Here is a 25974-nt window from a genome sequence, read left to right on the forward strand (position 1 = left end):
TCGCTCGGCCGGCTCAGTCAGATCGCCCTCAGGCCCACTCATGCTTGGTCAGTCTTTTGAATTCTGACAAGGCGTCCAGAAACTGGTCCCTGGGGAATGACACTCTCTGATTCATCTCATTCCAGTGTACGGCCGTGATCACACCGGAAATAGTGTCGACGGCCCGACCAAAACGCTCCCAAATGACGGTGTCACCCCGTATCACTTGCTCGACCACCGCAACCGTGCAGCTCAGGTCCATGTCATCCGGACAGACCAACAGCGGCACGATGGTCGAACAGTTTTCCATGACAGGTTCGAGAATCCTCCACGCGTAGTTCGAGTCATCGTCATCAATCAACCAGCCTTGCGCAGGAACCAGTCCGTTGGTTTCGTCGTTGCCCTCACCGTCGTAAACGATGCCTTTGACCCAGTTTGCAAGTGGGATGGAATCAAGCGTGAGCACCGGGTGAGGCGCTCTCGTGTGTTTCGATTGGTACATCGTTGCGCTGATGATATTCATGCCGGGCTCAAGCGTCTAATTGACCATAGGGTGTTGTGAAGTTAAACACAGGGTGCGTATTAGCCTGTCAAAAGCTGCCAATTTACATGCTGTGTCCGACTCCGGTCGCCGAAAACAGCCCGTCGACATCTGCACTTATGATCTGCCAGAGTATCAATCGCACGCCACATTCCTTACAGAAGGTATATTTTTGATCCGCCCAGCTGAAGCAAAAGATGAGCCTGCCATAAGACACTGCGCTGAACAGGCCTACGCCCGCTATGTATCTGCAATCGGTCGCAAACCTGCTCCGATGACTGCCGACTTTGCGGCGCAAATCGCGGCGGGGATCGTTTACGTGGCAATCGATGAAAACGCCAGGTTTGAAGGTTTCGTGGTGTTTTATGCCGAGCAACAGCATGTGCTGCTGGAAAATGTGGCAGTGATGCCCGGCTCAACAGGACGTGGGGTCGGCAAATCATTGATCCGCTTTTGTGAAGAAACCAGCCGACGGCTCGGAATGAATGCGGTGCATCTTTATACCAACGAGAAGATGACGGACAACCTCCTGATTTACCCCAGGCTTGGGTATATCGAGGTGGGGCGGCGCACCGAGCATGGTTTCGAACGCGTCTATTTCGAAAAAAGTCTGGTCTGATTCACCGCGCACGGCATCTCGCCAACAAGTTGCCTCCTACCTGAAACGCACTACCCGGCAGGAGCGAACTCGTTCGCGAGGCGTCAGTTCTAACTTACCGCGTAGGACCTCTCGCCAACAAGTTGCCTTCTACCTGAAACGCACTACCCGGCAGGAGCGAACTTGTTCGCGAGGCGTCAGGTCTGACTCACCGCGTAGAACCTCTCGCCAACAAGTTGCCTCCTACCCGAAACGCGCTACCCGGCAGGAGTGAACTTGTTCGCGAGGCGTCAAGCCTGAATCACCGCGTAGAACCTCTCGCCAACAAGTTGCCTCCTACCTGAAACGCGCTACCCGGTAGGAGCGAACTCGTTCGCGAGGCGTCAGTTCTAACTTACCGCGTAGGACCTCTCGCCAATAAGTTGCCTCCTACCTGAAACGCACTACCCGGCAGGAGTGAACTTGTTCGCGAGGCGTCAGGCCTGACTCACCGCGTAGAACCTCTCGCCAACAAGTTGCCTCCTACCTGAAACGCACTACCCGGCAGGAGTGAACTTGTTCGCGAGGCGTCAGGCCTGACTCACCGTGTAGAACCTTTCGCCAACAAGTTGCCTCCTACCTGAAACGCGCTACCCGGTAGGAGCGAACTTGTTCGCGAGGCGTCAGGTCTGACTCACCGCGTAGAACCTCTCGCCAACAAGTTGCCTCCTACCCGAAATGCGCTACCCGGTAGGAGCGAACTTGTTCGCGAGGCGTCAGGCCTGACTCACCGTGTAGAACCTCTCGCCAACAAGTTGCCTCCTACCTGAAACGCACTACCCGGTAAGAGCGAACTTGTTCGCGAGGCGTCAAGCCTGAATCACAGCATAAAATTCCTATCGCCCAACCGCCGGTTTGCCGAACAGCCTCAATTGACTGACGCCACCATCTGGAAAGACGTTCAATCGGACGTGGGTGATCGCTCCCAGGCTGGGGAGTTATTCCTCATGGAAATGCTCTCGATCCATCTCCATTTTCTGTTCCGGCAAAAGCTCGCGCCAGATGAGGCTTTGCGTCTCGATCTGTCGTCAGTGCCACCTTTTACGCAGGCGGCCTGGATCGACAAACGATCCGAATAATTGCCCTTGTAGTGCAGTGTGTCGACCACTATGCGTTCGACGACTCCGGCGACACCTAACGCAACGCTGCCGACCATCATTCCTCTGCAACAATACGCAAGCCATCCCATAGCCCCATCACCTGAGTCACTGCCCCATCCAGCGTGGCATGTGGAACACCGTCGCGCGCCAAAATCGAGAGGCCCAACATGAAGCTGTCGAACACGGCTGCAAGAGTCTCCGGCATCACCGTCGCAGGCAATTCGCCTTTGCTAATGGCGCGTTCGATACAGGCAATGATACCCGCACGGTTCAGATTCCTCGTCCGTGCGAGCGGCTCGTGTGTTTCTATTGGTACATTGTTGTGCTGATTATATTCATGCTGGGCTCAAGGGTTGAATTGACCATAACGTATTGGGAATTCAATGAAGCGTTCATATGAGCCTTTCAAAAACTTTCGATTTACAGATTGTATCCTTGCAGCACGGCCGTTTGAGGTGAACGCTGCCTGTCGCGAACGAAGAGTAGACCAGCGCAGTTATCAGCAGAGGGCTTTGCCTAAAAGGGGTTCGAAAGTCAGGTCTTCGTAGACTAGTCGCTGCTACTACCCATCAGAATCCATCGTTTCCCACCGACATGGATATCGAAAGAAAACTCCCAGAACACTGGGTAAGCCGGATGGCCTTTGGTGAGACAAAACGAAGTGACGGCGTTGGCTTGGTCGATGTTCACATGCGTGAACAAGGCCTCAAGGAGAGTCAGGATTTCTGCCTGCTTTGCAGTTAGATCTATTGGGCCATAACCTTCATCTCCCAAGTGCAGCAATTGCTCTGTAATCTCGCTGCGGGCTTCGCTTGCCGTCACGTTGGAATGGTTACCAATGATTACTTCGTTACCAATGGAATGAGACAGTTGCTCCTCAAGCGTTCTGTTCAACTCAAAAGGCCCGTATGCGCTGATCCAGACGGTATAGTTGAACCCCTCCAGTAGATGCTCAAGCCTGAGGATTTCGTCTGAGCGGGAATCCTGGACAATATACATATTGGCTCCAGCGAGCAGTACTTGGGCTTATATCGTGATGCAAAACCTGAAGAAACGGTAGGGCGTCTTAGATCTTGCGAAGGCCTTAACTGCATTCGAAGGTGACGTTTTTAATCCGTCACCACGTAAACGCACCCGCCCCGATCGAGCCGCAAAGTCGGCAGTCCTCGGAGGGGGGCTATCGATTGCAGTTAGATAGCGGGCGTAGTGTTCTGATAGCAGGCTCATCTTTTGCTTCAGCTACACGGATCAGGAATATGCCTTACATGAGGGACAAGGAGAGAGGTCGTCCACCGGATAGTATCGGGTCATTGAGCGAAATGTCAGTTGACCCGATTTCTCCGAGCATAGTGAAAGCCTCAGAAAGAGGGATTGCCTGGAGCAAAAGCCTCTCCCTCAATGTGATAAACCTGCGGTTCTTCCGAGAAAAATTCCTTCAGGTTCAGCATGAACACCCTGTGGTCTTGGCTCGCCTCGAAGCCCGGTGTGTGATCCTCGAGTGTTTGCCAGCGCACGATCAGGTTGAAGTGCTGCGGGGTTTCGATTCCTTGGGCCAGCATGTGTCCGAGATAACCCTTCGCCCGGCAAAGCAACGGCGCGACCTTGGCAAATGCATCCTTGAATGTTTCGATGTGTTCCTTGTGTACGGGTAGTACAGCAATCTCATAAATCATGAGGCTTCCCCTTGAATCGATGGCACGACTTCAATTGCGATTTTTCCTTGAAGACCATTGTTGGGTGTCTCCAGCAGCGTATGGGCAAGAGCCAGGTCGGCAAGTGAATAGACGGCGCCAACATGTGGGCGAAGCTGGCCGCGTTCGATCAACGTGCTCAACTCATCCTGCTTGCCGCGGTTTTGGCGGCTGAAGACGAAGTGATAACTCGCGTTCTTACCCCAGGCTTGAATGAGGTTCTGTGGTTGGCCAATGTCGACGATTGAAACAACCCGGCCGAGTTGCGTGAGGGCGTCAGGGCTGCGGGTCAGGGTGTTGCCACCGATGGTGTCAAACACCACGTCGACGCCGCGCCCATCGGTTTCCCTATTGATGACATCGACGTAATCCTCTTTTTCGTAGTCGATGATCACATCGGCACCCATGCTTTGGGCGAACTCAACGTTGGCTTCGCGTACGGTTGTGAAAACCCGCGCTCCAATGGCTTTTGCCAACTGGATTGCTACATGACCTACGCCGCCGGCGCCGCCATGGATCAGAATGCTTTCGCCCACCTTGAGTGCCGCACGTACGGTCAGTGCTTCCCATGCCGTTCCGCCGACCAGGCTCAGGCTTGCCGCCTCAAGATGGCTCAGCGTTGCAGGTTTCTTGCCGACAATGCTTTGGGAGGCCACGTGGTACTCGGCATAACTTCCGGTGCCGTCAAATATTTGCGGGGTGTACCAAACCTCGTCGCCGGATGCGAAAGCTGTCACACCCGGGCCGACCTCTTCCACAACGCCTGATACGTCGTGGCCACTTATAGCTGGGAGTGACACCAGGTCGGCGTAGTCGCCCCGGCGCACCTGATAGTCCAAGGGGTTGATGGAGGTGGCGTGTATACGAACCAGCACCTCTCCGGAACCCGGGGCGGGTTTGGTCACGTCACGGAGTTCGAACGAGTCGGGGCCACCGAACGCTATGAGCATCATTGCTTTCATTGTAAAACCTCATTTCTAAAAAAAGGGATATCGGGAATTGTCGATATTGAGGAGCGTAAAAACTGGCTGCGTATACGCTAGTCATCAACGTACGCGGTTTCGGTTAAAAGGGATATCGGGAAATTTCGATATAGGTAAGTAAAAATTACAGCTCTTTTCCGATCAGCTCGGCCAAGGCACTTATGGTTGCTTCGTTGCGCTTGTAGTAGGTCCATTGACCAATGCGCTTTACTTCAATCAATCCAGCTCGTTGCAGCGTTGCCAGATAATCCGACACCGTTGACTGCGACAGCCCGACGCCTTCTTGAATGCTACTGACACAAACGCCAACCGTGTGTACGTCACCCTCATCTTGCGCAGGGAAGCTTTTCACCGGGTCTTTCAGCCCTTTCAGGATTTCAAGACGGGTGCGGTTTGATAGCGCTTTGAAAATTTCAAGTAAGTCCATGGCGCGAGGGTATCGAAATTTACCGATATGTCAATTAGGCGTCGCTTCAGGAATCTTTGCCCCCTGGTCACAGTATTCAATCAGCAGGTCGGTGAGCACTCTTATTTTCCGAGCAGGATGCTGGCCCGGCGGGCGAACTACATAAGCGCCTGCTGGCGGCGGGGGATACCGGGTCATGATTGACACCAGTTCGCCGCTGGCCACGTGCTTATGAGTGATCCAGTCTGGCAGCCAGGCGATGCCGATACCAGCTATGGCGGCGGCAACCAGTGCGATGCCATTGTCGGCTTTGAATGTGCCCTGCGGATGTACCGTAACAGTTTTTTCGCCATCCAGAAAAAGCCAGGACTCAGTGCCTTGCATGAGGGCTTGATGGGTAACGATCTCATCGGGTGCCTGAGGTGTCCCATGCGCCGCTAGGTAGGCCGGGCTCGCCACCAGCTTGCCAGCGATTGCCCCGATGCATCGGGCGATCAGGGTGGAGTCTTGAAGGTAGCCGACCCGAATCGCGCAGTCGTAACCTTCCCCGATCAGGTCAACGAAGCGATCACTGTAGCTCGTCTGAACCTGAAGCTTGGGATGACGTCTCGCCATCTCTGCAAGTATGGGCGCGAAGTGTGTTGGGCCGAACGTCAGTGACGCTGCAATGCGCAACCGGCCACGAAGCTCGCCGGCGGGCAAAATCGCTTCCCGTGCCATCTCGATTTCAGCGCAGGCTCGGTCTGCATAGTCGCGAAAAGTTGCCCCCGCTTCGGTGAGGGCGGCGCCGCGAGTGGAACGCGTCATCAGTTGCACGCCAAGCTCGGCTTCCAGCCTGGCGAGTCGGCGGCTGACGATGGACTTGGACACGCCCAGGCGCAGCGCTGCGCGCGAAATACCACCCGCATCGGCCATTTCTACAAAGGTCTGAAGCTCTTCGATGTCCATGTCTGCGTTCCCCTTGTGCATGTGCACTGTTCTGGCTGGAGTGTACGTCTTTGATGCCGTCGTCAGCGTTCCCCTTTCTGCGACACAGCTAATCAAAAGGTGCTACTACCTGAACGCATGCAGGAGCCGCACAGTGCAGCAGGCCACGTCGCGTAAAACGCACGTTGCCCGAAACTGACCCCGCTAATAATCCCGCTAATCGCGGCAACAAAGGATGGATTAATGACTTTTCGTAACGGGCTCGCTTCACTTCTTCGCCCGGAAGACTCCGTACTGGTACTAATCGACCACCAGCCCTTTCAACTCACCAATCTCAATAGCCATGAACCGCAAATGGTCGTGAACAACACGACTGGCCTCGCCAAGGCTGCCAAGGCGTTTGGCGTACCCACTATTCTGACCAGCGTGCAGGCAGAGCGTGGCGGTTTGATTTTTCCTCAACTCCTCGATGTATTTCCCGACCAAAAGGTTATCGACCGAACCCTTATCAACACCTGGGAAGATCCGAAGGTGGTGGATGCAGTCAAGGCAACGGGCCGTAAGCAACTGGTCATCGCCGGCCTATGGACTGAAGTCTGCGTCGCCATGCCGGTGATCCAGGCGCTTGGAGAAGGCTGGGACGTCACAGTCATTACCGACGCATCGGGCGGTGTCTCCGTCGAAGCCCACCAAGTGGCAATCCAGCGCATGATCGCGGCGGGTGCAAACATGATGACCTGGCTGGCTATTGCCGCCGAATGGCAGCGCGATTGGGCCCGGGCTGAGACAGCCGGCGCATTGACCGACGTGATGCTGCAGCACGCTGCCGGAAGCGGTGTCGCTTACTTGTGGGAACAACAGTTGCTCAATACACCGGTGCCGGCCAACGCCGAGTGAGCTGAGCCGGGTTGAGTCAATGTGTCTGGCTGGGCATTAAGTGCAGACTCAGCCAGGCATTCAAGACGATAAAAGCAGGAACCGCAACGTTTCACCGGATCATTGAGATGTGTTGCGGGACGAGGTGACGGAAACGGGGCTGGGTGTGGCGACGTTTGATCTGGAGGAGAGGATCAGCCAAAGAGACTGCCCGTTGGAGACAGCAGGTAGTCACCTCCACTAGCAGGCGAGTATCTCGATCGCAGGGCTTCGATCGAAGCCAATCAGTCGAATGCAACGCTATTCACCATCACTCTTCGGCAACAATACGCAAGCCATCCCACAGCCCCATCACCTGACTCACTGCGCCATCCAGCGTGGCATGCGGTACACCGTCGCGCGCCAGCGTCGACAGGCCCAGCATGAAGCTGTCGAACACGGCTGCAAGAGTCTCCGGCATCACCGTCGCAGGCAATTCGCCTGTGCTAATGGCGCGTTCGATACAGGCGACTATACCTGCACGATTCAGGTTTCTCGCCCGTGCGAGTGGCTCGGAGATGGCCTTGCTCTCGTCCGTGCAAGCGCTCATCAGGCCTAACGACACCAGACATCCCTTGGGATGATCGGCCTCGCACTGCATTTTCGCCGAGCGGCGAAGGGTGAGTTCAATGGCTTCCCTGGGCGGCAGGGTCGCATCGAAAAGGCTGTCGGTAACCCTGCCGTGGGTGGCGAGATAGCGTTCCATTACCTCAGTGAACAGTGCCTGTTTCGAGCCAAAGGCGGCGTAGAAGCTGGGTGCGGTAATGCCTCCGCCGATGTGAGCCTTTAGCTGACTGAGAGATGTCGCATCGTAGCCATGCTCCCAAAATAAATGCAGTGCTTGAGTGATTGCCACGTCACGGTCAAACGTGCGCGGACGTCCCATCTGTGCCATGTCCAGAGTCCTCCAAGCGTACGTGATCAAAGTCACTTAAATACTAATCGATACATAAGTCATTGACCACCTCGTTGCTTCTCCCTATATTTATACCGATCAGTATATTAGTCGGGAGATTCGAATGGCTACAGACGAGAGACAGGCCGAAAGGCTTCCGCTTGGGGCGTTGCTCGCATTGGCGATGACGGGGTTCATATGCATCGTGACTGAGACGTTACCCGCAGGTCTGCTGCCCGAGATCGGCAGTGGCCTGGGAGTATCGGCATCGTTTGCCGGACAGATGGTGACGGTTTACGCGTTGGGCTCACTGCTGGCAGCCATACCGCTGACCATTGCCACACAAAGCTGGCGTCGCAGAACAGTTTTGCTGCTGACAATTGTCGGCTTTCTGATTTTCAACTCCATCACTGCGTTGTCTTCAAATTACTGGCTGACATTAGTCGCGAGATTTTTCGCAGGCGTTTCGGCGGGTCTGGCCTGGAGCCTGATCGCAGGCTATGCGCGACGGATGGTTGTGCCTCAATTGCAGGGCCGCGCGCTGGCAGTTGCCATGGTGGGAACGCCCATCGCGTTGTCGCTCGGCGTGCCTTTGGGTACCTGGCTGGGTAGCTTCATGGGCTGGCGCATGGCATTTGGTTTGATGTCCGGGATGACCCTGGTGCTGATCGTCTGGGTGCTGCTCAAAGTGCCGGACTATCCCGGCCAGTCTTCGTCACAGCGCATGGCGCTCCGTCAGGTGTTCTTTACGCCGGGTGTGCGCTCTGTATTGGGCGTCGTGTTCACCTGGATGCTGGCTCATAACATCCTTTACACCTACGTCGCGCCCTTTGTCGCCGAGGCCGGGCTCGCAAGTGACGTGGATCTGGTGTTGCTCACCTTTGGTGTCGCCGCGTTGGCGGGCATTTGGGTCACGGGACGGTTGGTTGATCGTCATCTGCGAAAGACTGTGCTGGCCAGTCTGGCAACTTTCGCAGCGGTTTCGGTGTTCCTCGGCTTGTTTTCAAGCACTGCCGCGGCTATTTACGTCGGTGTATTTATCTGGGGCCTGACCTTTGGTGGCGCGGCTACGCTTTTACAAACTGCGCTTGCGGACTCGGCAGGTGAGGGCGCTGACGTCGCGCTTTCGATGAACGTCGTTGTCTGGAACAGCGCAATTGCGGGCGGTGGGCTACTGGGTGGCGTGCTGCTTGGGCAATGGGGCGTGAGTTCTTTCCCTTGGGTTCTATTGGTACTTTTGCTGCTAAGTCTGGCGATTGCATCCCGAGCGCGAGCCCATGGCTTTGCACAGGGCGACAGGCAGTCCGGTGAAGTGATCGCCGGTCACTGATAGGCCGGAGGTATTCAGGGGGCTGACTGCAGCTTTAACTTCCATGAGCGGCGGCAGGCTTTGAGCGTGAGGCTAGCGATTCTGGCGCATCGGCATTTTGTCGATCGTCGCGAAAATCACACTGATGTCCAGCGGCGCATACTGGTCCACCTTTGTGCCGCCGTCCTTGCCCACCAAGAGCAAACGGGTCGGGCCATCCGGCTTTACACCCAGAGTACTCAGTAGCGCCGAGGTAGCTTTTGGGTCCATGGCCTGATCATTGCGCTTGCCGACGCCATTGACCACGGAATACAGCACCATTTCGCGTTCGACAAAGGCCTCGCGGTTGGCGGGCTTCGTCAGGTCCTGCTGAAATTCAAGCCAGGTTGCGTCGCTTGCGTCGGGGGCAACTACGATCAATGGCCGGGACTGCCAGCGCTCGCTGTCCAAGGGATTGGAGGCGGTGTCGGCCATCACTTGACTGCCTGCCATGCCAAGCAGTAACGCCAGTGGAGTCATGAGGTTTTTCATTGGCATCTCCTGAACAGGATGGGTGAAGTCTTGGACCCTGACACTTTCGGTTTGCTCGCGATGACTGACCAAAGGCAGGCCGGTTCTACACGCCTGCACGTCTAAAAATCCGCAACCCGGTTAGTAAACCGGCGTGCCAGGTCAAGACTGCGCTCGAATAAGTCGAGTTAGCTCAAATCATGTAAGTCTCGCCCCAAGGGAGGCGTCAAAGACCATTCGGAAAATCTTACCTTCAAACCTTGGCGCTGCGGTGTGCAGCAAATAGGACCAACCTGATAACTTTCGGCGTCTGGAAATGGGGCAAGTCTGAGCAATGGCCAGATCAGTCCGTCTGTTGAATACTGCAAGCGCAGCACACCTTCGGAAACGGTCACACGAAGCCAGAAGTCGCCGGGATCTCCCGTAAAGCAACCAGGCGCCCAGTCTGATCTGCCTTCTGTGAGCACGCTGCTGATCATTGGATTTCCATCGTTGAACTCAATTCCCGCCTTGACCCATGTCTGCTCATCAAGCCTGACCATAATCCCGGCTTGATCATAAAGCTCACGGAAATCGGCCGTGACCCTGACTTGAGCAGTGAAGCCACCCGTGGTTTTAAACCCTAGAAAATGCCCACTGTCTCGTATGAATCCGTAGTGAGTTACACGCCAGAAATCGGTCTGAAATTCAGTGACCACTTCCAATGAGTCGTCTGAATAGGCGAGGCAATGGCTTGGTTCATTTAGCCAGTGGGCAGTTCGCCAAATTGACTCGTCAAAGCGTTGACCAGCCGCTGCAATCGGTTTTTTATCTGGCAAGATACCCTCCATGATTTGATCGCTGAGTGTGGCGGATGAGTTACGGGAAAGCCGTATCGGGCCTGGAACGCAGTCACGCGCATCGAACGCCCCTGTCACTGAATCAGGGCGACAGCGCTACCGGCGGTACGCCCATCTTATATAGCCATGTATGCCAACTTAAAGTCGCTGCAATGATTCAACCGGCCACCTGAATCAACCATTACTTATTAACTCTCCCGCCTGGTCAAACTTCATCCGGGCCGCTTCAACCTCGGGTAGTTTATCGAGCGTCCATTTATGCAATTCGCGAAATGGCTGCTGCAGTGTCTGACCCAGATGGGTGATCTCATACTGGACTGCTACGGGGGAGAAAGAGATGACCTGGCGCGACACAAGGCCGTTTCTCTCCAGACGCCGCAGGGACTGCGTGAGTGCCTTCTGAGTGACACCCTCCAGACGACGCCTGATGGCGTTAAACCGATGCGGCCCTTCATCAAGAACGGTCAGAATCATCATCGACCATTTGTCTGCGATTTGATCGAATAGTGCCCGACTTGGGCAGTCGGACGAAAAACATTGCGGCTTTAATTCCAGCATCGAAGTTTCCTCGTGTATATCTAGGCTACTCTAAGTGCCTAATTGACATCTGGTTTACAAAATATACTTATATGGCTTCCGAAAGCAAATGGAGTCCATACAATGTCAAACCCTGATACCAGCATCCTGTTTCGTCCTCTTTCCATCCGGTCGCTTGAGCTGAAAAACCGGATTGTCATGGCACCGATGACCAGGCAGTTTTCGCCTGAAGGCATTCCCGGCGAAGGGAGCGCGGCTTACTACCGTCGGCGGGCCGAGGGGCAAGTCGGATTGATCTTGTCAGAAGGAACCGTCGTTGATCGTCCCGCTTCACGTAACGGGCCCGGCATTCCTTTTTTCCATGGTGGGCCAGCGTTGGCCGGATGGAAGAATGTGATCGATTCCGTTCACAATGCTGGAGGCCGCATGGGGCCGCAACTCTGGCACACCGGTGCCGTGCGTGATGTCAGTGGCTGGGAACCTGATGCGCCAGTGGAAAGCCCATCTGGCCTCGATTCGCCAAACCAGCCACGCGGTGTGGCTATGCGCGAAGAGGATATTGCAGACGCAATAGCTGCCTTTGCCAAGGCGGCGGCGGATGCCAAGCGACTGGGTTTCGACACCGTTGAAATCCACGGGGCTCATGGCTATCTGATCGATCAGTTTTTCTGGGCGGGCACCAATCAGCGCACCGATGGCTACGGCGGGCCGACCATCAAAGAGCGCTCCCGTTTTGCCGCAGAGATCGTCTCTGCTGTTCGTCATGCGGTCGGGCCCGAATTCCCGATCATCATGCGCGTTAGTCAATGGAAGCAGCAGGACTTTGGGGTGCGCCTCGCCGAGACACCTGCGCTGATGGAAGACTGGTTGCTGCCGTTGGTCGAGGCGGGTGTCGATGTTCTGCATTGCTCACAGCGACGCTTCTGGGACCCTGAATTTCCCGAAATTGACGGTGAGAACGGGCTGAATTGCGCAGGGTGGGCGAAGAAAGTGACTGGGGCGACAACTATCAGCGTCGGTTCGGTCGGTCTGGATAATGATGTTACTCACGCATTCGCTGGCGAGGGATCCGCGCCTGCCAGTCTGGAGCGGCTTATCGAGCGCATGGAGCGTGAGGAGTTTGATCTGATCGCAGTAGGGCGTGTGCTGTTGAGCGACAAGGATTGGGTCGCCAAGGTCGCAAAAGGCGATTACGGGGATTTGAAGGGCTTCAATCCCGCATCTTTAGCCAAATTGATTTGAGACTTAAGTCGGAACTGGGTGTGCGTCTGAAAGCAGGCGCATTACCTTGAACTGAGCCTTGATGCTGAGCGCGACAGCAAAATGCCGTTCATTCTCGAGGACCACCACCTGGATGAGATTACCGAGAAACTCCAGAGTGCACTGCAACTCACGTTGAAAAGTCTCTGAGGAAATACCGATATGGCCATTCAATCGCGGCTAAGCGAACTGACTGGGGCATCCATGGATGAAGCCCAGCGTTCGGTACTCAAGGACATTCTTGCGGGCCCGAGGGGCAACCTGGATGGACCTTTTCTGGCCTGGATTCACAGTCCCGAACTGGCCAGTCATGCCCAGCGACTGGGAGCGTTCTGTCGATATGGCACACGGCTGGAGTTGCGCTTGACGGAGCTGGCGATTCTCTCCACCGCCGCATGGTGGCAGTCGCAGGCTGAGTGGCAGATTCATGAGCCGATCGCCCGTGCCGCGGGTATCACAGACTCGGTTATTGATGCACTGCGGCAGCAAGTAGCCCCGCAATTTGCGCGCGAGGATGAACAACTGGTCTATAGCCTGGGCAAGTCGTTGTACGAGACGCGTCGTATTGACGAAGATTTGTATGCGACCGCAATCCAGACGTTCGGGGAGCCTGGCCTTGTAGAGCTTGTCGGGGTTTTTGGGTATTACTCGTTGGTGGCAATGACATTGAATGTGTTCGCAGTGCGTCGTGATACCGATGCACCGCTGCCGTTTGTTGAGCTATGAGTCTGTGTTGAACTGATGCTCGGTACCTTTTGGGGCCGAAGCATGTTGCTATGAATATGTGGTGTGATGCCTTGGCAGGATCATATGGCTAGAGGCTATCCGGATCCCCGAAAAACATTTTGACTAGGCTCTAGGACGGTTTTTTCAGCTAAAAAAATCAAGTTATGCCCCCATTTTTGCCCCTATTCGCACCGGGTGTTCAAGCGATCGCGAACGGCGATTTCCACCGGCCTCAAGTCTGGCAGTGCCTGGATCAAGCCGGCAGCGTTGTTGGTTACGCCCTGACTCTTGCACTCGCGATTTTTGTTCCTAGTGGTATCGGTCAGGTCGTCGACGATGGTTGCGGTCATAATCGACCCAAGCAGGCCTACAACTGCCAGCGCTGCGGAGTAGAGAAAGATGATACGCAAGGCTTCAAGGTTCAACGGCACTTCAGGCCACAGGAAAATCCTTAGCGTCTCTGGCAGTTGGCCCATATCACCTATGCTGCGGATATCCAGCCCCAGGTAAATCGCGATGGCAGTCAAGATCGGAATGCACACCAACGGCGAGGGAATCAGCTTGCCAGTCACCGGTACATACGGGAACAGGTAGATGATCACGAGACCCACTGCGGTCATGGCGTAGACGTGCCAGCTCACGTTGGTCAATTCAGGTAACTGCGGCATGAAAATCAGAGTCGCTAACGCGTTCACAAACCCGGTGACCACGGAGCGGGAAACGAAGCGCATCAGCGACCCCAGCCTCAGGTAACCCGCGACGATTTGAAGTACCCCACAGAGCAAGTTGGCGGCCAGCAGATACTGAAGTCCGTGATCTTTAACGAGGGCTACCATTAACAATATTATGGCACCCGTAACCGACTCGCTCTCGGCGCTACTGAACATATTTGCTGTGCATGGTGTGTGGGCCGCTACCTTGGGCACGGGTATCACCGCTGCGCTGTTATCTTGGATCATGAACAACATGCCGAGTGTGCTTATCGGCGCTCTTTCCATTCAGGCCAGCGACGCTACCGGACTGGTACGTGAGGCCATGATCTATGCCAACGTCATCGGTTACGATCTCGGCCCCAAGATTACGCCAATCGGAAGCCTGGCCACGTTGCTGTGGCTGCACGTCCTGGCGCAGAAAAATATCCGTATCACCTGGGGCTACTACTTCAAAGTCGGCAGCATCCTCACCATCCCTATCTTGGTAGTGACGCTAGTGGCACTGGCGTTGCGGCTTAGCATTCCTGTCTAGGAGAACCCCATGAAAGTGCTCTTTATGTGTACGGCAAACAGCTGCCGGAGCGTTCTCTCGGAGGGGGTATTCAACCACCTGGCCCCGAGCGGCTTTACTGCAGTCAGTTCGGGCAGCTTCCCAAGCGGCCAGCTGAATCCACGCGCCGTGAGCACGCTGCAAGCGCTGGGTATCGACACCACAGGTCTCTACAGCAAAGGCTCAGAGGTTTTCTCGGATTCCCCACCGGACGTGGTGATCACGGTGTGCGACAAGGCCGGAGGCGAACCATGCCCGGTTTATTTTGGGCCTGCTGTGAAAAGCCACTGGGGCCTTGCCGACCCGTCGGATGTGGAAGGAACAGACGGCGAAATCCAGGCCGCGTTTGACGCGACAGTCAACCAGATTAGAAAGCGTTTTGAAGCATTTTTCAATCTCGATCATTTCGCACTTGCACCGGTGGAACTGAAGCGCGAGCTAGATCGAATAGGTGGCCTGTAATGGACGAGTTTTCCTCGGAGAACAGTCTGGATCTACCTAATCTGGATCAGTCGCTTATTGACGTCGCCACCTTGGATCGCCTGCAACGCAACGAGCAACCAACTCACAAGCCGCGCATCTTGTTGCTGTACGGATCAACTCCTGAGCGCTCTTTCAGCAGGCTCCTGCCCGCCGCGCTGTTCCCGGCAGTTTTGCTTCCGGGGTCTATGGCCGGATATAACCCAAGTTTCGAGGCAGCTTTTCCGTTTCCAGCCCTATGTCAGTTCTTCAGACTGCCCGCGGTTTAACGACTACCGTTACAAGCGGAAGCGTCCGACCTCCTGCTTGAGGCCCATGGCCAACTCGTTTAAGCCATTGCTGGTTCGCAGCAAGTCTTGCACGGACAGGTTGTTCTGCTCAGCCATTTGCGCAGAGCGTTCGACATTGCGTGCGACGTCCTGGCTAGCGGCTGTCTGTTCACGCAGAGCTAGGGATATCTGCTCGACCACGGCCAATACCTGCCCCGAGCTCTCGCGAATCTCAGTGATGGCGGTGCCCGCCGAGCCTGCCATTTCCACGCCTTGGTTGACCTCTAATACGCCGCTACGCATGCTTTCTACGGTCTCGCGTACGCCCAGTTGGATCTTGTCGATCATGCTGGCGATTTCTTTAGTAGATTTGCCGGTGTTTTGCGCCAGCAATCTCACCTCGTCTGCCACCACAGCGAAACCGCGCCCTTGTTCTCCAGCACGCGCCGCCTCGATTGCTGCGTTAAGGGCCAACAGATTGGTCTGGTCGGCGATGCCTTGAATTACGCTTACGATGCTGGAAATCTGCTCAGAGTGCTGTCCCAGTTCCGACACCTTGGTCGATGCGTGCTGCACGGTTCGTGCGATACCGTTCATGCTGGTCAAGGTGTTCTGAATGACCCCAGAACCATCTTTCGATTGCTGGCCCGAGCGGTTGGCGAGGTTGCCTGCTTCATCAGCGTTGTCGGAGACATGATTGATACTCACGGTCAGTTGTTCGACCGTGGCAGCCATCGCCGAGGCTGAACTGGACTGCTCGTTGACCGCTGTGGACAACTGCTCCGAAGCGCTAGAGATCATATGTACCGAGTCAACCAATTGGTTGGACGCCCGACTGATCTGCTGGATCATCTCGCGCAGGCGCGTCTGCATGCGGTCGAATGCCTTGGGCAGTTCGTCGCTGGTGCTGGTATCGATGACGGTGTCCAGGCGCCCTTCGGCCACGGCGATCGCGGCATCGATCGCGACCTGAAGGCGTGCTCGAATCGTGCGGCCGAGCGAAAACGCCAGAGTCATCGCTAAAACGGCAGCAATCAAACCTCCTGATATGAGGATCGTGACGGCTTGATCCTTCGCTTGGTTCATCTGCTCAGTGCGTTGTGCCAGTAGCACGTCTTCAGCGTGGGTCACCTCGGCAATGATGCTCCGCATGCCATCCATCTTGGCCTTGCCACTACCCCTGCTGATACGGATGTCCAAGGGCTCGTCCGCGCCAGCGTCTTGGGTCAACTGGCGTCGCTGAGCGATGATTGAATGGACATCTTCGTCAAGCCAGCGCGTTTGCAACTGTCCGAGAGCAGTGAGGCGTGCCTGTTGATCGGGGTTGTCGCTGGTCAATTGCTTGAGCGTCGCCAGCGCGTCGTCGAACTTGCGCTCGCCGGCAATTTGCGGCTCAAGAAAATTGTCCTTGGAGGAGATGACAAAACCGCGCATGCCGGTTTCGATATTGATCAGTTGCTCCAGAGCCATCTGAGCTTGGCTTAAAACCTTATAGGTGTGCACGTTGCTGTTGGTGGCGGTTTCGACCTGAACGAAACCGCGATACGCGCTAAAAACAAGGACGCCCAAGAGCGCTACGATGGCGGCGAAGCTGATGTAAAGCTTCTGTGAAATGCTGAGTTTTTTGTACATGGGTGGGCACTCGAGTGATGGACCATCCATGGCTCAGTCATTTGATTGTATTGGTAGGTTAAAGAGATTGGTGGTGTCATATGGCTACCATTCGTATCGGCGGGTAGGAAGCTCACTTTAGTGTTGGTCAAGAAAAATCCAGGACATGACAGAACTCTCAAGAAATTGAGTAGGGAAGGCTGGAAGTTATTCACTATTGCGGTGGACAGGCTTTATTTGGCTGCCATGTTGTCTGGCGTAAATCTGCCACAGACTGTGTTGAGGAGCTGCAGCGATGACGGGATCAGTCGAAATTTTCAGCAGAATGTTAGCGCCAATGACCGCTGCCGCACCGCCGATGCGGGTTGAGATCTGCCCAAAAGGCATCAGTTGAATATGGTTGGCTGCTGGGAGGATGGCGACGTCCCTTCTACCGCGCAGAAAGCTGTGGCAGCAGGTGACGATGGCCGCCTCGATGGGGGACATCTTCATTAGATTAAGGACCATGAACCTTGCAGTGTAAGCGTCTGGCCAGCTCACCTTCCTGAGCACGACGCTAAAGGCGATGGTGTCCACCAAGCCCAGAAAACACGGGATACTGCTCAAAATGCTGGCGCTTCGCTGTTTGAAATTACGGAGTTCATCGACAATGTCACCGAGCGTAACGTGCTCATTGCGACAGCCTCTGAAGAGCAGGCTCGGGCGGGGTGCCAGAAAGGTGGATCGCAGCCCTGTAAGTATCCGCGTCCTCTCAAATCAGTCCTTCGAGGGTTTAAATCCGACCGCTATTGCAACATCGGAGCTCGCCAAGCTTGCGGTTGAACTTAACATGCTGATGAAGCAGTTCCATGTATAGAGGCAATGCATTTATTGTCTAGGGATGAGTGAGGAAGCCATCTTGCTAGTCCGGTAATCGATAGCCCTGAGGCAGTAACAGCGTTGGTTAAGCGGTGTGTCCGTACGGATAGCGAGCGTGCTTTCACTGGGTGTTATAGCCAGCACAGCATTGACCTAGTTGCTGAAAACTTACTAATCCAAGCTCCTACGTTATGATTCGTACTTCAAAACGTGCGTCTACGAACCAATCAGTGTTCGGGGCTGGGTTTCAGTTCTGCGAACGCGGTTGCCAACCCCCGCCCAACGCTTTGAACACATCGAGTCGAGCTGAGCCAACTTGTTGATCTGCCGTCGCAGCCTGCGACCTCCTGCTCACCAAGCTATTTTGCGCCACCATCACGTCCAGGTAACTTATGGAGCCGGCCCGGAAGCGTTGCTCGGCCAACATGAATGCGCTCTCGGCATGATCACGCGCTTGAATCAAGGCATTGCGTTGCTCGATGGCACCTTGATAGGTACTCAGGGCTTGTTCGGACTCCTTTAACGCTGTCAGCACCACACTGTCGAAGTGTGCCAGCGAGGCTGCGCTCTGGGCCTGGGCCTGCGCAATGCGGCTACGTGCTAGGGTCATGTTCGGGAACGTCCATGAAATTAACGGCCCGAAGGAGAACGACCAAGCGCGGTCGCCTTGTAGGGAGTCGTTGCGCAGGTAGCTGGTCGAGGCACCGAGCGTGACCCGGGGATATAGGTCTGCAACTGCCACGCCGATACGTGCAGTGTCAGCGGCCAACTTACGCTCGGCCTGGCGGATGTCGGGGCGTCTGCGCAGCATGCTCATGCCATCACCAACCGGAATGGCGCCTTTTACTTCTGGAGCTTTTTCACACCAACTCGCCGCTTGTGGTATTTGCGAAGGTGGGCGGCCCGTCAGAGCTGCCAATTCGAACAACGCCGCATTTCTTTGAGCTTGAATACGTGGTACCGCTGCTTCTGCTTGGGCGAGTGCCTCACCAGATCGCTCCACATCAAGCAGCGAGCCGGAGCCGGCACGCTGGTGTCGGGTCACTAGGTCCAGCGTTCGGCTTGCAAGTTCAACAGAGGAGCGTGCTACTTCAACGGACTCTCCGTAAGCACAGGCATCCACGTAGGCTCGCGTTGTCTCCGCGACCACTACCACCTTGGTAGCATCACGGGCCGCATTGATAGCCTCAATATCGCCACGTGCCGCTTCGATGTCGCGCCTCACACGCCCGAAGAGATCCAGCTCGTAGGAAATATTCAACCCCCCGGTGTAGCTCCACTGCACAGGTGCTTGGCCGGTCCCGCTTGAAGCCGTTTGGTTGCGGCCGCGGCTGACGCCGGCGGACACATCAGTGGAAGGCAAGAGTTCCCCGCGCGTTTCTCGATAGATCGCGCGCGCTCGGTCTAGGTTTGCTAACGCCGTGCGCAGTTCGGTGTTTGCAGACAAGGCCTCCGCCACGATTGCGTCGAGGGCTGGGTCGTTGTAAAGCTTCCACCACTGCGCAGGAGGCGAAACGGCATTCACGTGCGTCGAGTCACTGACGAATGAGCCCGATGTCTTTTCAGGAAAGGCCACAGGTTGATAGTCCGGCCCACTGGCGCAGCCAGCCACACTGAGGGCTAACGCCAGTACAGCTGGCCGAGTCGCTCTTTCAATCTGCATGGGGCACCTCCGCTGAGGTCAGCTCGCGCTGGCGCGCGCTGTTCGCTGCGACGCGGTGGTCCTTGGCGATAAAGCTGTAGATGGTCGGCAAAACGAATAGCGTGAACAGCGTACCGATTAGCATGCCTGCCACGACCACGATACCGATTGAGAAGCGGCTGGCAGAGCCTGCACCCTCTGCAAAGACGAGCGGTACCAAGCCAGCGACCATCGCCGCAGTCGTCATCAGCACCGGGCGCATACGAACCGCGGCGGCTTTTTCGATGGCTTCGAGCCGACTCAGGTTCTCGTCTTGTTGGATTTGATTGGCGAAAGTGACCATAAGAATTCCGTGCTTGGATATCAGACCGATCAGCGTGACCAGTCCGATCTGCGTATAAATATTCAGCGTGGCATAGCCAAGCCAGAGCGGTACCAGGGCGCCGCACACTGCAAGCGGCACCGTGACCAGAATCACCAACGGATCACGCAGGCTCTCGAATTGCGCCGCCAGGACAAGGAAGATGACCACCAGCGCGAAACCGAAGGACAGCAGCAGACGGTTGCCTTCCTGCACGAATTGGCGGCTGTCACTAAGCCAATCGACACTATTTCCCGGCGGCAACGACTGGGATTGCAGGAAAGCCACAGCCTCACCCATGCTGACGCCGGGGCGGGGCAGCAATTGCACCGTGGCGGAGTTCATCTGGCCGAACTGTGTCAGTCCGTTGGCTTGGGCGAGTGACTGAACGTGGACTACCGTCGATAGCGGAACCAGTGCGCCGGAACTTGCCTTGACGTAGAAACGGCCAAGATCGTCGGGCGTCATGCGGTCGCCGGCTTGCACCTGCGGGATGACATCATAAGAGCGATCGTGGAAATTGAAGCGGTTGACGTAGTTCTCGCCGACCAGCACCGCCAGCGTGTCGGCGATTGCCTGCATGGTCACGCCCATCTCGCGTGCCTTCGTGCTGTCGATGGCAACGTGCGCCTGTGGGCTGTCGAACGCCAAATCATTCTGCACGTAAAGGAATAGACCGCTTGCGTAGGCCGCTCTCTTGATTTGCTCAGCCGTCTCAAACAACGTCGAGAAATCATTGGGCGAGCGCAGCACCATCTGCACCGGAAGGCCACCGCTTGATCCTGGAAGCGGCGGCAGCTGGATCGCCGTCAGTGTTTCACCGTCGATACTACTGCCGGCTGCCTGGATCTGGCTCTGAATCTGAATAGACGAGCGATCGCGTTCGGACCAGTCTTTGAAGATGGCGCCGCCCAGCATCTGGTTCTGGCCACGGCCCGTACCTCCAATATGCATAAAGCTGTTATCGAACTCGGGCAGCGACTCGAAAATCTTTTCGAGCTTCTCGGCATAGTGGGTCGTATAACCAACACCGGCATATTGGGGTGCTTTGGCGATGACGATGACCGCACCCTGATCCTCGACTGGAGCGAGTTCGCGGCGAATCCCGAGGAACAAGACCACGATGGCAGCCAGGATGGCAAAGCCAAACAAAAGAACCGCACTGCGCGCGGCCAACGTACGGGCTAACAGAAGCCGGTAGACCGATGTCAACCCGACCATGTAGCGCTCCACGAGCTTGGCCATCTTTGTCTCGCTCTGCTTGGAGCGGAGCAACATCGAGCTCATTACTGGCGATAGGGTCAGAGCAACCACGCCGGACACGATCACCGAACCGGCCAGCGTGAATGCGAACTCCTTAAAGAGGGCTCCTGTCAGGCCACCCATCATCCCTATTGGCGCGTAGACCGCCGCCAGAGTGATGGTCATGGCGATGACCGGGCCAACGATTTCACGTGCGCCGAGCAAAGCCGCACGCACCGGCGTTGCGCCTTCCTCGATATGGCGATGGATGTTCTCCACCACCACGATGGCGTCGTCTACCACCAGTCCGATGGCCAGCACCATCGCCAGCAGCGTTAATAGATTAATTGAGAAGCCGAACGCCAACATGAGCGCTGCCGTCCCAACTAGAGAGAGTGGGATGGTTACAACAGGGATGATGACTGCACGGAAAGCTCCCAAGAACAGGAAGATCACCGCGATGACGATCACGATGGCCTCTATCAACGTGTGTTCGACTTCCGCGATCGACGCGTTAACGAACCTCGCCACATCGTAGTTAGGCATCACTTTCAACCCGGGCGGCGCCATTGCACGGATTTGCGGAACTAGTTCATTTGCCTGTTTAACGATTTCCAGCGGATTGCCATCCGGCGTCGGAAAAATCGCAACGAACACGGCCGGAATACCAGTGGCAAAGGAGGCGTTGTTGTAGTTCTGCCCGCCGATCTCTACCGTCGCCACGTCTGAAAGCCGCACAACGCCGCCGATCGCTGTGGTCTTGATCACCATCTTGCGGAAGTCGTCCACGCTACGAAGGTCAGTGGCCGCGCTGATGTTGGTCACGGTCAGTGAGCTTTTCAGCTGGCCTGGTGCGGACTGCACGTTGCTGGCGCGTAAGGCGGCAGCAATTTCACCTGCTGACAGACTGCGAGCGGCCAGCTTCAAAGGGTCGATCCAGATGCGTAAGGCCAGTGTCTGGCCTCCGTAGATGTCTACGGAGCCTACCCCCGATATACCGGCGAACATGGGCTGTGCGACGCGGGCGACGAAGTCGGTAACCTGGGGGATCGTAAGGGTGTCGCTGTAGAAAGCTACATACTGGACAGCGGTGCCGCCCTCGGTGGACTTGCTGATGACTGGGTCGGCTACGCCGGCTGGCAGTTGGTACTTTACCTGCTGAACTTTCGCCAGAATCTCAGTCATTGCGCGATCGGCGTCGGCGTTGAGCACCAGTCGGGCTTTAATTTCGCTGCGGCCCTGAGTGGTCGTCGAACTCAGATACTCGATACCGCTGGCTGTGGCAATCGACTGGGAGATTGGCGTAGTTACGAAACCCTGCATGACCTCTTGAGCAGCGCCAGGTAGCGACGTGGTTATGTTGATGATGGCGTTTTCGAGGTAGGGATACTGGCGTACTGGCAGAGAGAAGACCGAAGCTAGGCCTGCCAGCAATATGAGCAGGCTCACTACTAGCGCCAGGATAGGCCTCCGAATGAAAATATCAGTGACATTCATCGCTGATCTCCTGCAGGCGACTCGGTATTGATCTTCACCGGGCCGCCGGGCTGCAGCCTGTTCTGCCCGGCAACCACTACGATGTCGCCGGCCTTGATGCCACGCGTCACCATCACGTCTTCGCCAAGCCTGCGGCCTAAGAAGACCGGAACGGCCACGGCTTTTCCGATCCCTTGTGCGTCGGCCTCCTGAACGAGTACGACCCGGTCGCCCGAGGCGGAGGTTTGGATCGCCGTCAATGGCAGCACGATGGCGTCATCGGTCGCCGGCAACTCCAGCGCTGCGGTTGCGTACATACCGGACTTCAACAGGTGGTCGGTATTCGAGAGCGTTGCCTGGACGGTGCCGTTGCGCGTTTCCCCGTCTATGCGCGGCTCGATGGTGCTAACTGTGGCTTGGAACACCCGTCCTGGAGCAGCATCCACAAAAATTCGCACCCGCGCACCGATCGACACCCTGAAAAGCTGATGCTGAGGCAAGGTGAAATTGACGTATAAAGAGTCGAGGTCCGTTAGCGTAGCGATGGCATCGCCGGCGTTCAGATACTGGCCCACGTTGACGCGTCGGATGCCGAGCTGTCCGGAGAACGGCGAACGAACGTTTTTTTGCTCAATGCGAGCATCTAATTGGCGGACAGCCGCGTGCGCCTGGCTAGCCTCGGACTTGCGCTGATCCAGCAGCTCTCGGGGCTCTGCCCCAGTGGGCGCCAGCTCCTGTGACCGCCGTAATTGCATCTGGGTGAAATCGGCCCGCGCCACGGCGGCTGCGCGATCTGCCAATTCGGGGGCATCGTAAAGCTGAACCAGCGAGTCGCCTTCCCTAACGACCTGGCCCGCTGTGAAGTTGATGGCAGTTACTCTCCCTGCGGAATCAGGGGCCAGAAGAACTTCACGAACAGCTTGCAGACCGCCAACTGCTTGCAGTTCTTCTGCGACGCTGCGGGGCTGCGCAACGATGGTCGAAACCAATGCTGGCGGCCTCGCCGGTGGGGCTGCGGCTCCCGCGCGTGCTACGCGCCAGGCGTACAAGCCGCAAAAGATGATTGCCAGGCCAACCAGACTGAGCAGGATTGCATGTGTATTTCTGCTGAGCTTGCCGGAATTACCGTTTTCAGAGTGTGCGCTCGTTGTCGGCGCGTTAAAAAGCAATCGCAAGGCGATGAACAGAGCCAGGGCGACGGCGATAGCTCCCGCTAGGTAGACCGAAGCAATCCCCTGAGCGCCAGCCAGCGCGCCGGCCAGCGGACTGGCCAGGCCCAGTGCTATATCCATAAACGCCACGTAAGCGCCCATGGCCAGGCTGCGAGTCTGCACAGGGGCGCGTCGCACGGCTTCTACACCGAATGCCGGAAAGGCCAGTGAGTAGCCAAAGCCCGTCAGCGCGGCACCCAAGTAAGCTAGCGACGTAGTGTCTGCGCCCCAGATGAGCAACTGCCCGATGGTTTCGATGACCACGCTCACGAGGGCCACCTTGGCACCCCCAAGCTTATCGGGCAGGTGCCCCAAGAAAATGCGCGCGCCGATGAAGGCCAGACCGAATGCCGTGAAGGCAAGCGAGGCATTCCCCCACTGCTTCTCGGCGAACAGCAGCGCAATGAAAGCGGTGATTAGGCCGAAACCTACGCTTGAAAGCGCTAGGCCCATACCAGGCCACAACACCGCGCCCAGCACCTTGTAAAAAGGCGTTCGACGGTTGGCAGAAGGCGCGACAGCGCGCACCCGCGCGGCCACGGCGAGGGCCAGGAAAGGAATGATCGTCACGGCGACCGCAATGCCTGAGAACCCCCACTGAGCGTTGACCGCAACACCCAGGGGCGCACCCAGCGCGTAGGCTCCATAGATGGCCATGCCGACCCAGGCCATCACCTTGCCCGCGTGCTGCGGCCCTACCAGTCCGAGGGACCAGCCCAGCGCCCCGGTAGCGATGAGGCTTTCGCCCAGTGCCAGCAATATACGGCCTAGCACCAGGATCCATACGGATGCGGCAGGTGTGGAAACGAAAACCAGGGAGGCGATATAGGCCAGGCCGGAACTGGCCGAGAATAGACAACCTACGATCACTGCACGTCTGGCGCCCTTCAGGTCAGCGAGGTTACCAGCCCAAGGGCGGGAGAGGAGGGCGACGGCAAATTGCATGCCGATGACTAAACCGATTGCCAGATTGCTCATGCCGAGGGAGTCGTGCAGATGCAGCGGCAGCACAGGCATCTGCATTCCAATAGTCAGAAATGCGATAAAGACCGCCAGAGTAATGGGCAGCAGCGTCAGAAAGACATTGCCAGTTTGCGATGACTCCACCGCCGGCGTCGGCGAGGAGGAGTTCAGAGTTGAAGCCATGAGGTTGTCCGTTCTACATCTGGAGGAGGCCCTAAGGCGCTGTGCATTAAAAATACGATCAATGTTTCGCATTTTGTCAACAATATGAGGAATTAATCGCATTGAAAATTCGCATTTCGGTTCGCGTTTTATATGCCGCCGCCTCAAGCCGTGAAATACAGCTAGCTAGCGCTAAAAGAGAGACTTGACGCTGAAACGAATCAAGCCACGAAGAGCGAAGGTTCCTTAAGTACTCAGGTTTTTCGTCAAGAAAACCGCGTTTTCGGTGGCTACCGAGTGCGATCAGTTAATTGCACCGCTACAGGGCGCGGAGGAACTTTGGGGGCACTGCGCCATTGGCCGAGACAGTCGACTAGATGGTCGCTTGAAGGCTGTGCGACTGGCCAATACCGCGCTAGAATATGAGCGATTCATCGCATTGAAGATGGCGGTGAATAACCAACATTTCTCTTATCGAACATCGCGTTGCCAGGCCAAGATGACCACACGCCGCCGTCCCGATATCGCTTCGCGCAAGCAACCCCAGCAAGTGCGTTCAACTGAACTGGTCGCCGCTATTCTTCAGGCAGCAACTCACGTTCTTGCACAGGAAGGCTCCACCCGCTTCACTACGGCGCGCGTGGCGGAGAAGGCCGGTGTCAGTGTTGGATCGGTCTATCAGTACTTTCCCAACAAAGCGTCGATCCTGTTCCGCCTGCAGACCGATGAGTGGATGCACACCACCCAGATGCTGCGAGACATTCTCGAAGACGCAAAAAACCCACACTTCGAACGTTTACGCACACTCGTCCATACCTTTCTGCGATCAGAATGCGAAGAAGCTGAGGTTCGCGGTGCGCTCAATGACGCGGCACCGCTCTATCGCGATAGCCCTGAGGCTCAAAAAGCCCGGACCGAGGGAGATCGGATGTGCGAAGCCTTCATCGTTGAGGTGTTGCCGAACGCATCAGCGTCGTCTCGTGTGCTGGCCGCAGACCTAATCTTTACGACGCTCGGCACGGTCGGGAGTGATTTTTCTCGCACCCGGCGGACTAAGGCAGAAATCAAAGCTCAGGCCGATGCGATGGCCGATATGTTTTGCGCTTACCTCCAGGCGCTGCAACAACCGTGACGGCCGATGTTGTTCAACGTGCCCGACCATGCTCGGACCCATACGTGAT

Annotated in this window: 22 protein-coding genes and 6 pseudogenes; 10 read left to right on the top strand and 18 right to left on the bottom strand. The window is 56.3% G+C overall.

Annotated elements, in window-relative coordinates; all coding sequences use genetic code 11:
• Positions 1-28: 28 nt before the first annotated feature.
• On the bottom strand, positions 29-502 hold the full coding sequence (locus H8S59_RS02210) for a hypothetical protein (protein WP_187520351.1): 474 nt from the start codon (positions 500-502) through the stop codon (positions 29-31).
• Positions 503-554: 52 nt separating this feature from the next.
• Here H8S59_RS02210 and H8S59_RS02215 point away from each other — a divergent pair, with 52 nt between their 5' ends.
• Positions 555-1139, top strand: coding sequence for a GNAT family N-acetyltransferase (locus H8S59_RS02215; RefSeq protein WP_343073028.1), 585 nt, complete (start codon positions 555-557; stop codon positions 1137-1139).
• Positions 1140-1993: 854 nt separating this feature from the next.
• Here H8S59_RS02215 and H8S59_RS02220 read toward each other — a convergent pair.
• The 7 genes and pseudogenes from H8S59_RS02220 to H8S59_RS02250 form a co-directional block, all read right to left on the bottom strand.
• Positions 1994-2301, bottom strand: a pseudogene (locus tag H8S59_RS02220) (allantoicase); the annotation flags it as partial.
• An 11-nt stretch (positions 2302-2312) separates the two neighbouring features.
• A pseudogene (locus H8S59_RS02225) lies at positions 2313-2552 on the bottom strand (TetR/AcrR family transcriptional regulator); the annotation flags it as partial.
• A gap of 254 nt (positions 2553-2806) precedes the next feature.
• Positions 2807-3256 (bottom strand): hypothetical protein, encoded by a 450-nt coding sequence (locus tag H8S59_RS02230; RefSeq protein ID WP_187520352.1) that lies wholly within the window; start codon positions 3254-3256, stop codon positions 2807-2809.
• 359 nt (positions 3257-3615) lie between these two features.
• Positions 3616-3930 (bottom strand): antibiotic biosynthesis monooxygenase family protein, encoded by a 315-nt coding sequence (locus tag H8S59_RS02235; RefSeq protein ID WP_187520353.1) that lies wholly within the window; start codon positions 3928-3930, stop codon positions 3616-3618.
• Positions 3927-4910, bottom strand: a complete 984-nt coding sequence (locus H8S59_RS02240) for a zinc-dependent alcohol dehydrogenase family protein (protein ID WP_187520354.1) — start codon at positions 4908-4910, stop codon at positions 3927-3929. Before H8S59_RS02240 ends, H8S59_RS02235 begins: the two co-directional genes overlap by 4 nt.
• A gap of 145 nt (positions 4911-5055) precedes the next feature.
• The gene (locus H8S59_RS02245) at positions 5056-5358 is read right to left on the bottom strand and encodes an ArsR/SmtB family transcription factor (RefSeq protein ID WP_187520355.1); all 303 of its coding nucleotides are present in this window, start codon (positions 5356-5358) and stop codon (positions 5056-5058) included.
• Positions 5359-5388: 30 nt separating this feature from the next.
• Positions 5389-6285, bottom strand: coding sequence for a LysR family transcriptional regulator (locus tag H8S59_RS02250; protein ID WP_187520395.1), 897 nt, complete (start codon positions 6283-6285; stop codon positions 5389-5391).
• Positions 6286-6507: 222 nt separating this feature from the next.
• On the opposite strand from H8S59_RS02250, the gene H8S59_RS02255 reads away from it, so the two are divergent.
• Positions 6508-7161 carry a hydrolase gene (locus tag H8S59_RS02255; RefSeq protein WP_187520356.1) on the top strand — a complete coding sequence of 218 codons (654 nt, stop codon included), beginning with the start codon at positions 6508-6510 and terminating at the stop codon, positions 7159-7161.
• Between the two features lie 289 nt (positions 7162-7450).
• On the opposite strand, the gene H8S59_RS02260 is transcribed toward H8S59_RS02255, so the two are convergent.
• The gene (locus tag H8S59_RS02260; protein ID WP_187520357.1) at positions 7451-8074 is read right to left on the bottom strand and encodes a TetR/AcrR family transcriptional regulator; all 624 of its coding nucleotides are present in this window, start codon (positions 8072-8074) and stop codon (positions 7451-7453) included.
• Between the two features lie 124 nt (positions 8075-8198).
• On the opposite strand from H8S59_RS02260, the gene H8S59_RS02265 reads away from it, so the two are divergent.
• Positions 8199-9404: an MFS transporter gene (locus H8S59_RS02265; RefSeq protein WP_187520358.1), complete on the top strand. Its 1206-nt coding sequence runs from the start codon at positions 8199-8201 to the stop codon at positions 9402-9404.
• Positions 9405-9476: 72 nt separating this feature from the next.
• Here the strand turns inward: H8S59_RS02265 and H8S59_RS02270 are convergent, their stop codons facing one another.
• The 3 genes from H8S59_RS02270 to H8S59_RS02280 all read right to left on the bottom strand — a co-directional run bounded on the left by H8S59_RS02270 (position 9477) and on the right by H8S59_RS02280 (position 11290).
• Positions 9477-9914 carry a DUF4174 domain-containing protein gene (locus H8S59_RS02270; RefSeq protein ID WP_187520359.1) on the bottom strand — a complete coding sequence of 146 codons (438 nt, stop codon included), beginning with the start codon at positions 9912-9914 and terminating at the stop codon, positions 9477-9479.
• A 167-nt stretch (positions 9915-10081) separates the two neighbouring features.
• Entirely contained in the window at positions 10082-10723 is a 642-nt protein-coding gene (locus H8S59_RS02275; RefSeq protein WP_187520360.1) for a DUF1349 domain-containing protein, read from the bottom strand.
• A 183-nt stretch (positions 10724-10906) separates the two neighbouring features.
• Positions 10907-11290 (bottom strand): winged helix-turn-helix transcriptional regulator, encoded by a 384-nt coding sequence (locus H8S59_RS02280; protein ID WP_187520361.1) that lies wholly within the window; start codon positions 11288-11290, stop codon positions 10907-10909.
• Positions 11291-11392: 102 nt separating this feature from the next.
• On the opposite strand from H8S59_RS02280, the gene H8S59_RS02285 reads away from it, so the two are divergent.
• Together H8S59_RS02285 and H8S59_RS02290 are read left to right on the top strand one after the other, a co-directional pair.
• Positions 11393-12511: an NADH:flavin oxidoreductase gene (locus tag H8S59_RS02285; protein ID WP_187520362.1), complete on the top strand. Its 1119-nt coding sequence runs from the start codon at positions 11393-11395 to the stop codon at positions 12509-12511.
• A 180-nt stretch (positions 12512-12691) separates the two neighbouring features.
• Positions 12692-13255: a carboxymuconolactone decarboxylase family protein gene (locus tag H8S59_RS02290; protein ID WP_187520363.1), complete on the top strand. Its 564-nt coding sequence runs from the start codon at positions 12692-12694 to the stop codon at positions 13253-13255.
• 251 nt (positions 13256-13506) lie between these two features.
• On the opposite strand, the pseudogene H8S59_RS02295 reads toward H8S59_RS02290, so the two are convergent.
• Positions 13507-14118 (bottom strand): annotated as a pseudogene (locus tag H8S59_RS02295) (SulP family inorganic anion transporter); the annotation flags it as partial.
• On the opposite strand from H8S59_RS02295, the pseudogene H8S59_RS02300 reads away from it, so the two are divergent.
• The 3 genes and pseudogenes from H8S59_RS02300 to H8S59_RS27135 form a co-directional block, all read left to right on the top strand.
• Positions 14105-14500: pseudogene (locus tag H8S59_RS02300) on the top strand (ArsB/NhaD family transporter); the annotation flags it as partial. The pseudogenes H8S59_RS02295 and H8S59_RS02300 sit on opposite strands and share 14 nt — an antisense overlap.
• A gap of 9 nt (positions 14501-14509) precedes the next feature.
• The gene (locus H8S59_RS02305; protein ID WP_187520365.1) at positions 14510-14980 is read left to right on the top strand and encodes an arsenate reductase ArsC; all 471 of its coding nucleotides are present in this window, start codon (positions 14510-14512) and stop codon (positions 14978-14980) included.
• A pseudogene (locus H8S59_RS27135) lies at positions 14980-15147 on the top strand (arsenical resistance protein ArsH); the annotation flags it as partial. The gene H8S59_RS02305 and the pseudogene H8S59_RS27135, both read left to right, overlap by 1 nt.
• Positions 15148-15276: 129 nt before the next feature.
• Here the strand turns inward: H8S59_RS27135 and H8S59_RS02315 are convergent.
• Both H8S59_RS02315 and H8S59_RS27055 read right to left on the bottom strand, forming a co-directional pair.
• Positions 15277-16899, bottom strand: a complete 1623-nt coding sequence (locus tag H8S59_RS02315) for a methyl-accepting chemotaxis protein (protein WP_187520366.1) — start codon at positions 16897-16899, stop codon at positions 15277-15279.
• 186 nt (positions 16900-17085) lie between these two features.
• Positions 17086-17454 (bottom strand): 2-hydroxycarboxylate transporter family protein, encoded by a 369-nt coding sequence (locus H8S59_RS27055; RefSeq protein ID WP_343073029.1) that lies wholly within the window; start codon positions 17452-17454, stop codon positions 17086-17088.
• On the opposite strand from H8S59_RS27055, the pseudogene H8S59_RS26910 reads away from it, so the two are divergent.
• Positions 17455-17734, top strand: a pseudogene (locus H8S59_RS26910) (methyl-accepting chemotaxis protein); the annotation flags it as partial.
• Positions 17735-17983: 249 nt separating this feature from the next.
• Here H8S59_RS26910 and H8S59_RS02325 read toward each other — a convergent pair.
• Genes H8S59_RS02325 through H8S59_RS02335 form a run of 3 tightly spaced genes read right to left on the bottom strand, consistent with a single transcriptional unit; the run spans position 17984 to position 24814 of the window.
• Positions 17984-19399, bottom strand: a complete 1416-nt coding sequence (locus H8S59_RS02325) for an efflux transporter outer membrane subunit (RefSeq protein ID WP_187520367.1) — start codon at positions 19397-19399, stop codon at positions 17984-17986.
• Positions 19389-22478: an efflux RND transporter permease subunit gene (locus tag H8S59_RS02330; protein WP_187520368.1), complete on the bottom strand. Its 3090-nt coding sequence runs from the start codon at positions 22476-22478 to the stop codon at positions 19389-19391. Before H8S59_RS02330 ends, H8S59_RS02325 begins: the two co-directional genes overlap by 11 nt.
• Positions 22475-24814 carry an arabinose transporter gene (locus tag H8S59_RS02335; RefSeq protein WP_187520369.1) on the bottom strand — a complete coding sequence of 780 codons (2340 nt, stop codon included), beginning with the start codon at positions 24812-24814 and terminating at the stop codon, positions 22475-22477. Before H8S59_RS02335 ends, H8S59_RS02330 begins: the two co-directional genes overlap by 4 nt.
• 478 nt (positions 24815-25292) lie before the next feature.
• Between H8S59_RS02335 and H8S59_RS02340 the strand changes: the two genes are divergently transcribed.
• Positions 25293-25925 carry a TetR/AcrR family transcriptional regulator gene (locus tag H8S59_RS02340; RefSeq protein WP_187520397.1) on the top strand — a complete coding sequence of 211 codons (633 nt, stop codon included), beginning with the start codon at positions 25293-25295 and terminating at the stop codon, positions 25923-25925.
• Positions 25926-25974: the final 49 nt, after the last annotated feature.

Source organism: Pseudomonas folii (assembly GCF_014357575.1).
GTDB lineage: Bacteria > Pseudomonadota > Gammaproteobacteria > Pseudomonadales > Pseudomonadaceae > Aquipseudomonas > Aquipseudomonas folii.

Bases quoted from the DNA above. Each gene is read 5' to 3' on its own strand.
- H8S59_RS02265 (WP_187520358.1), top strand. From the start codon at position 8,199: ATGGCTACAGACGAGAGACAGGCCGAAAGGCTTCCGCTTGGGGCGTTG.
- H8S59_RS02250 (WP_187520395.1), bottom strand. From the start codon at position 6,285: ATGGACATCGAAGAGCTTCAGACCTTTGTAGAAATGGCCGATGCGGGT.
- H8S59_RS02290 (WP_187520363.1), top strand. From the start codon at position 12,692: ATGGCCATTCAATCGCGGCTAAGCGAACTGACTGGGGCATCCATGGAT.
- H8S59_RS02315 (WP_187520366.1), bottom strand. From the start codon at position 16,899: ATGTACAAAAAACTCAGCATTTCACAGAAGCTTTACATCAGCTTCGCC.
- H8S59_RS02275 (WP_187520360.1), bottom strand. From the start codon at position 10,723: ATGGAGGGTATCTTGCCAGATAAAAAACCGATTGCAGCGGCTGGTCAA.
- H8S59_RS02325 (WP_187520367.1), bottom strand. From the start codon at position 19,399: ATGCAGATTGAAAGAGCGACTCGGCCAGCTGTACTGGCGTTAGCCCTC.
- H8S59_RS02285 (WP_187520362.1), top strand. From the start codon at position 11,393: ATGTCAAACCCTGATACCAGCATCCTGTTTCGTCCTCTTTCCATCCGG.
- H8S59_RS02230 (WP_187520352.1), bottom strand. From the start codon at position 3,256: ATGTATATTGTCCAGGATTCCCGCTCAGACGAAATCCTCAGGCTTGAG.
- H8S59_RS02330 (WP_187520368.1), bottom strand. From the start codon at position 22,478: ATGAATGTCACTGATATTTTCATTCGGAGGCCTATCCTGGCGCTAGTA.
- H8S59_RS02210 (WP_187520351.1), bottom strand. From the start codon at position 502: ATGAATATCATCAGCGCAACGATGTACCAATCGAAACACACGAGAGCG.
- H8S59_RS02340 (WP_187520397.1), top strand. From the start codon at position 25,293: ATGACCACACGCCGCCGTCCCGATATCGCTTCGCGCAAGCAACCCCAG.
- H8S59_RS02305 (WP_187520365.1), top strand. From the start codon at position 14,510: ATGAAAGTGCTCTTTATGTGTACGGCAAACAGCTGCCGGAGCGTTCTC.
- H8S59_RS02280 (WP_187520361.1), bottom strand. From the start codon at position 11,290: ATGCTGGAATTAAAGCCGCAATGTTTTTCGTCCGACTGCCCAAGTCGG.
- H8S59_RS02240 (WP_187520354.1), bottom strand. From the start codon at position 4,910: ATGAAAGCAATGATGCTCATAGCGTTCGGTGGCCCCGACTCGTTCGAA.
- H8S59_RS02270 (WP_187520359.1), bottom strand. From the start codon at position 9,914: ATGAAAAACCTCATGACTCCACTGGCGTTACTGCTTGGCATGGCAGGC.
- H8S59_RS02245 (WP_187520355.1), bottom strand. From the start codon at position 5,358: ATGGACTTACTTGAAATTTTCAAAGCGCTATCAAACCGCACCCGTCTT.
- H8S59_RS02255 (WP_187520356.1), top strand. From the start codon at position 6,508: ATGACTTTTCGTAACGGGCTCGCTTCACTTCTTCGCCCGGAAGACTCC.
- H8S59_RS02260 (WP_187520357.1), bottom strand. From the start codon at position 8,074: ATGGCACAGATGGGACGTCCGCGCACGTTTGACCGTGACGTGGCAATC.
- H8S59_RS02335 (WP_187520369.1), bottom strand. From the start codon at position 24,814: ATGGCTTCAACTCTGAACTCCTCCTCGCCGACGCCGGCGGTGGAGTCA.
- H8S59_RS02235 (WP_187520353.1), bottom strand. From the start codon at position 3,930: ATGATTTATGAGATTGCTGTACTACCCGTACACAAGGAACACATCGAA.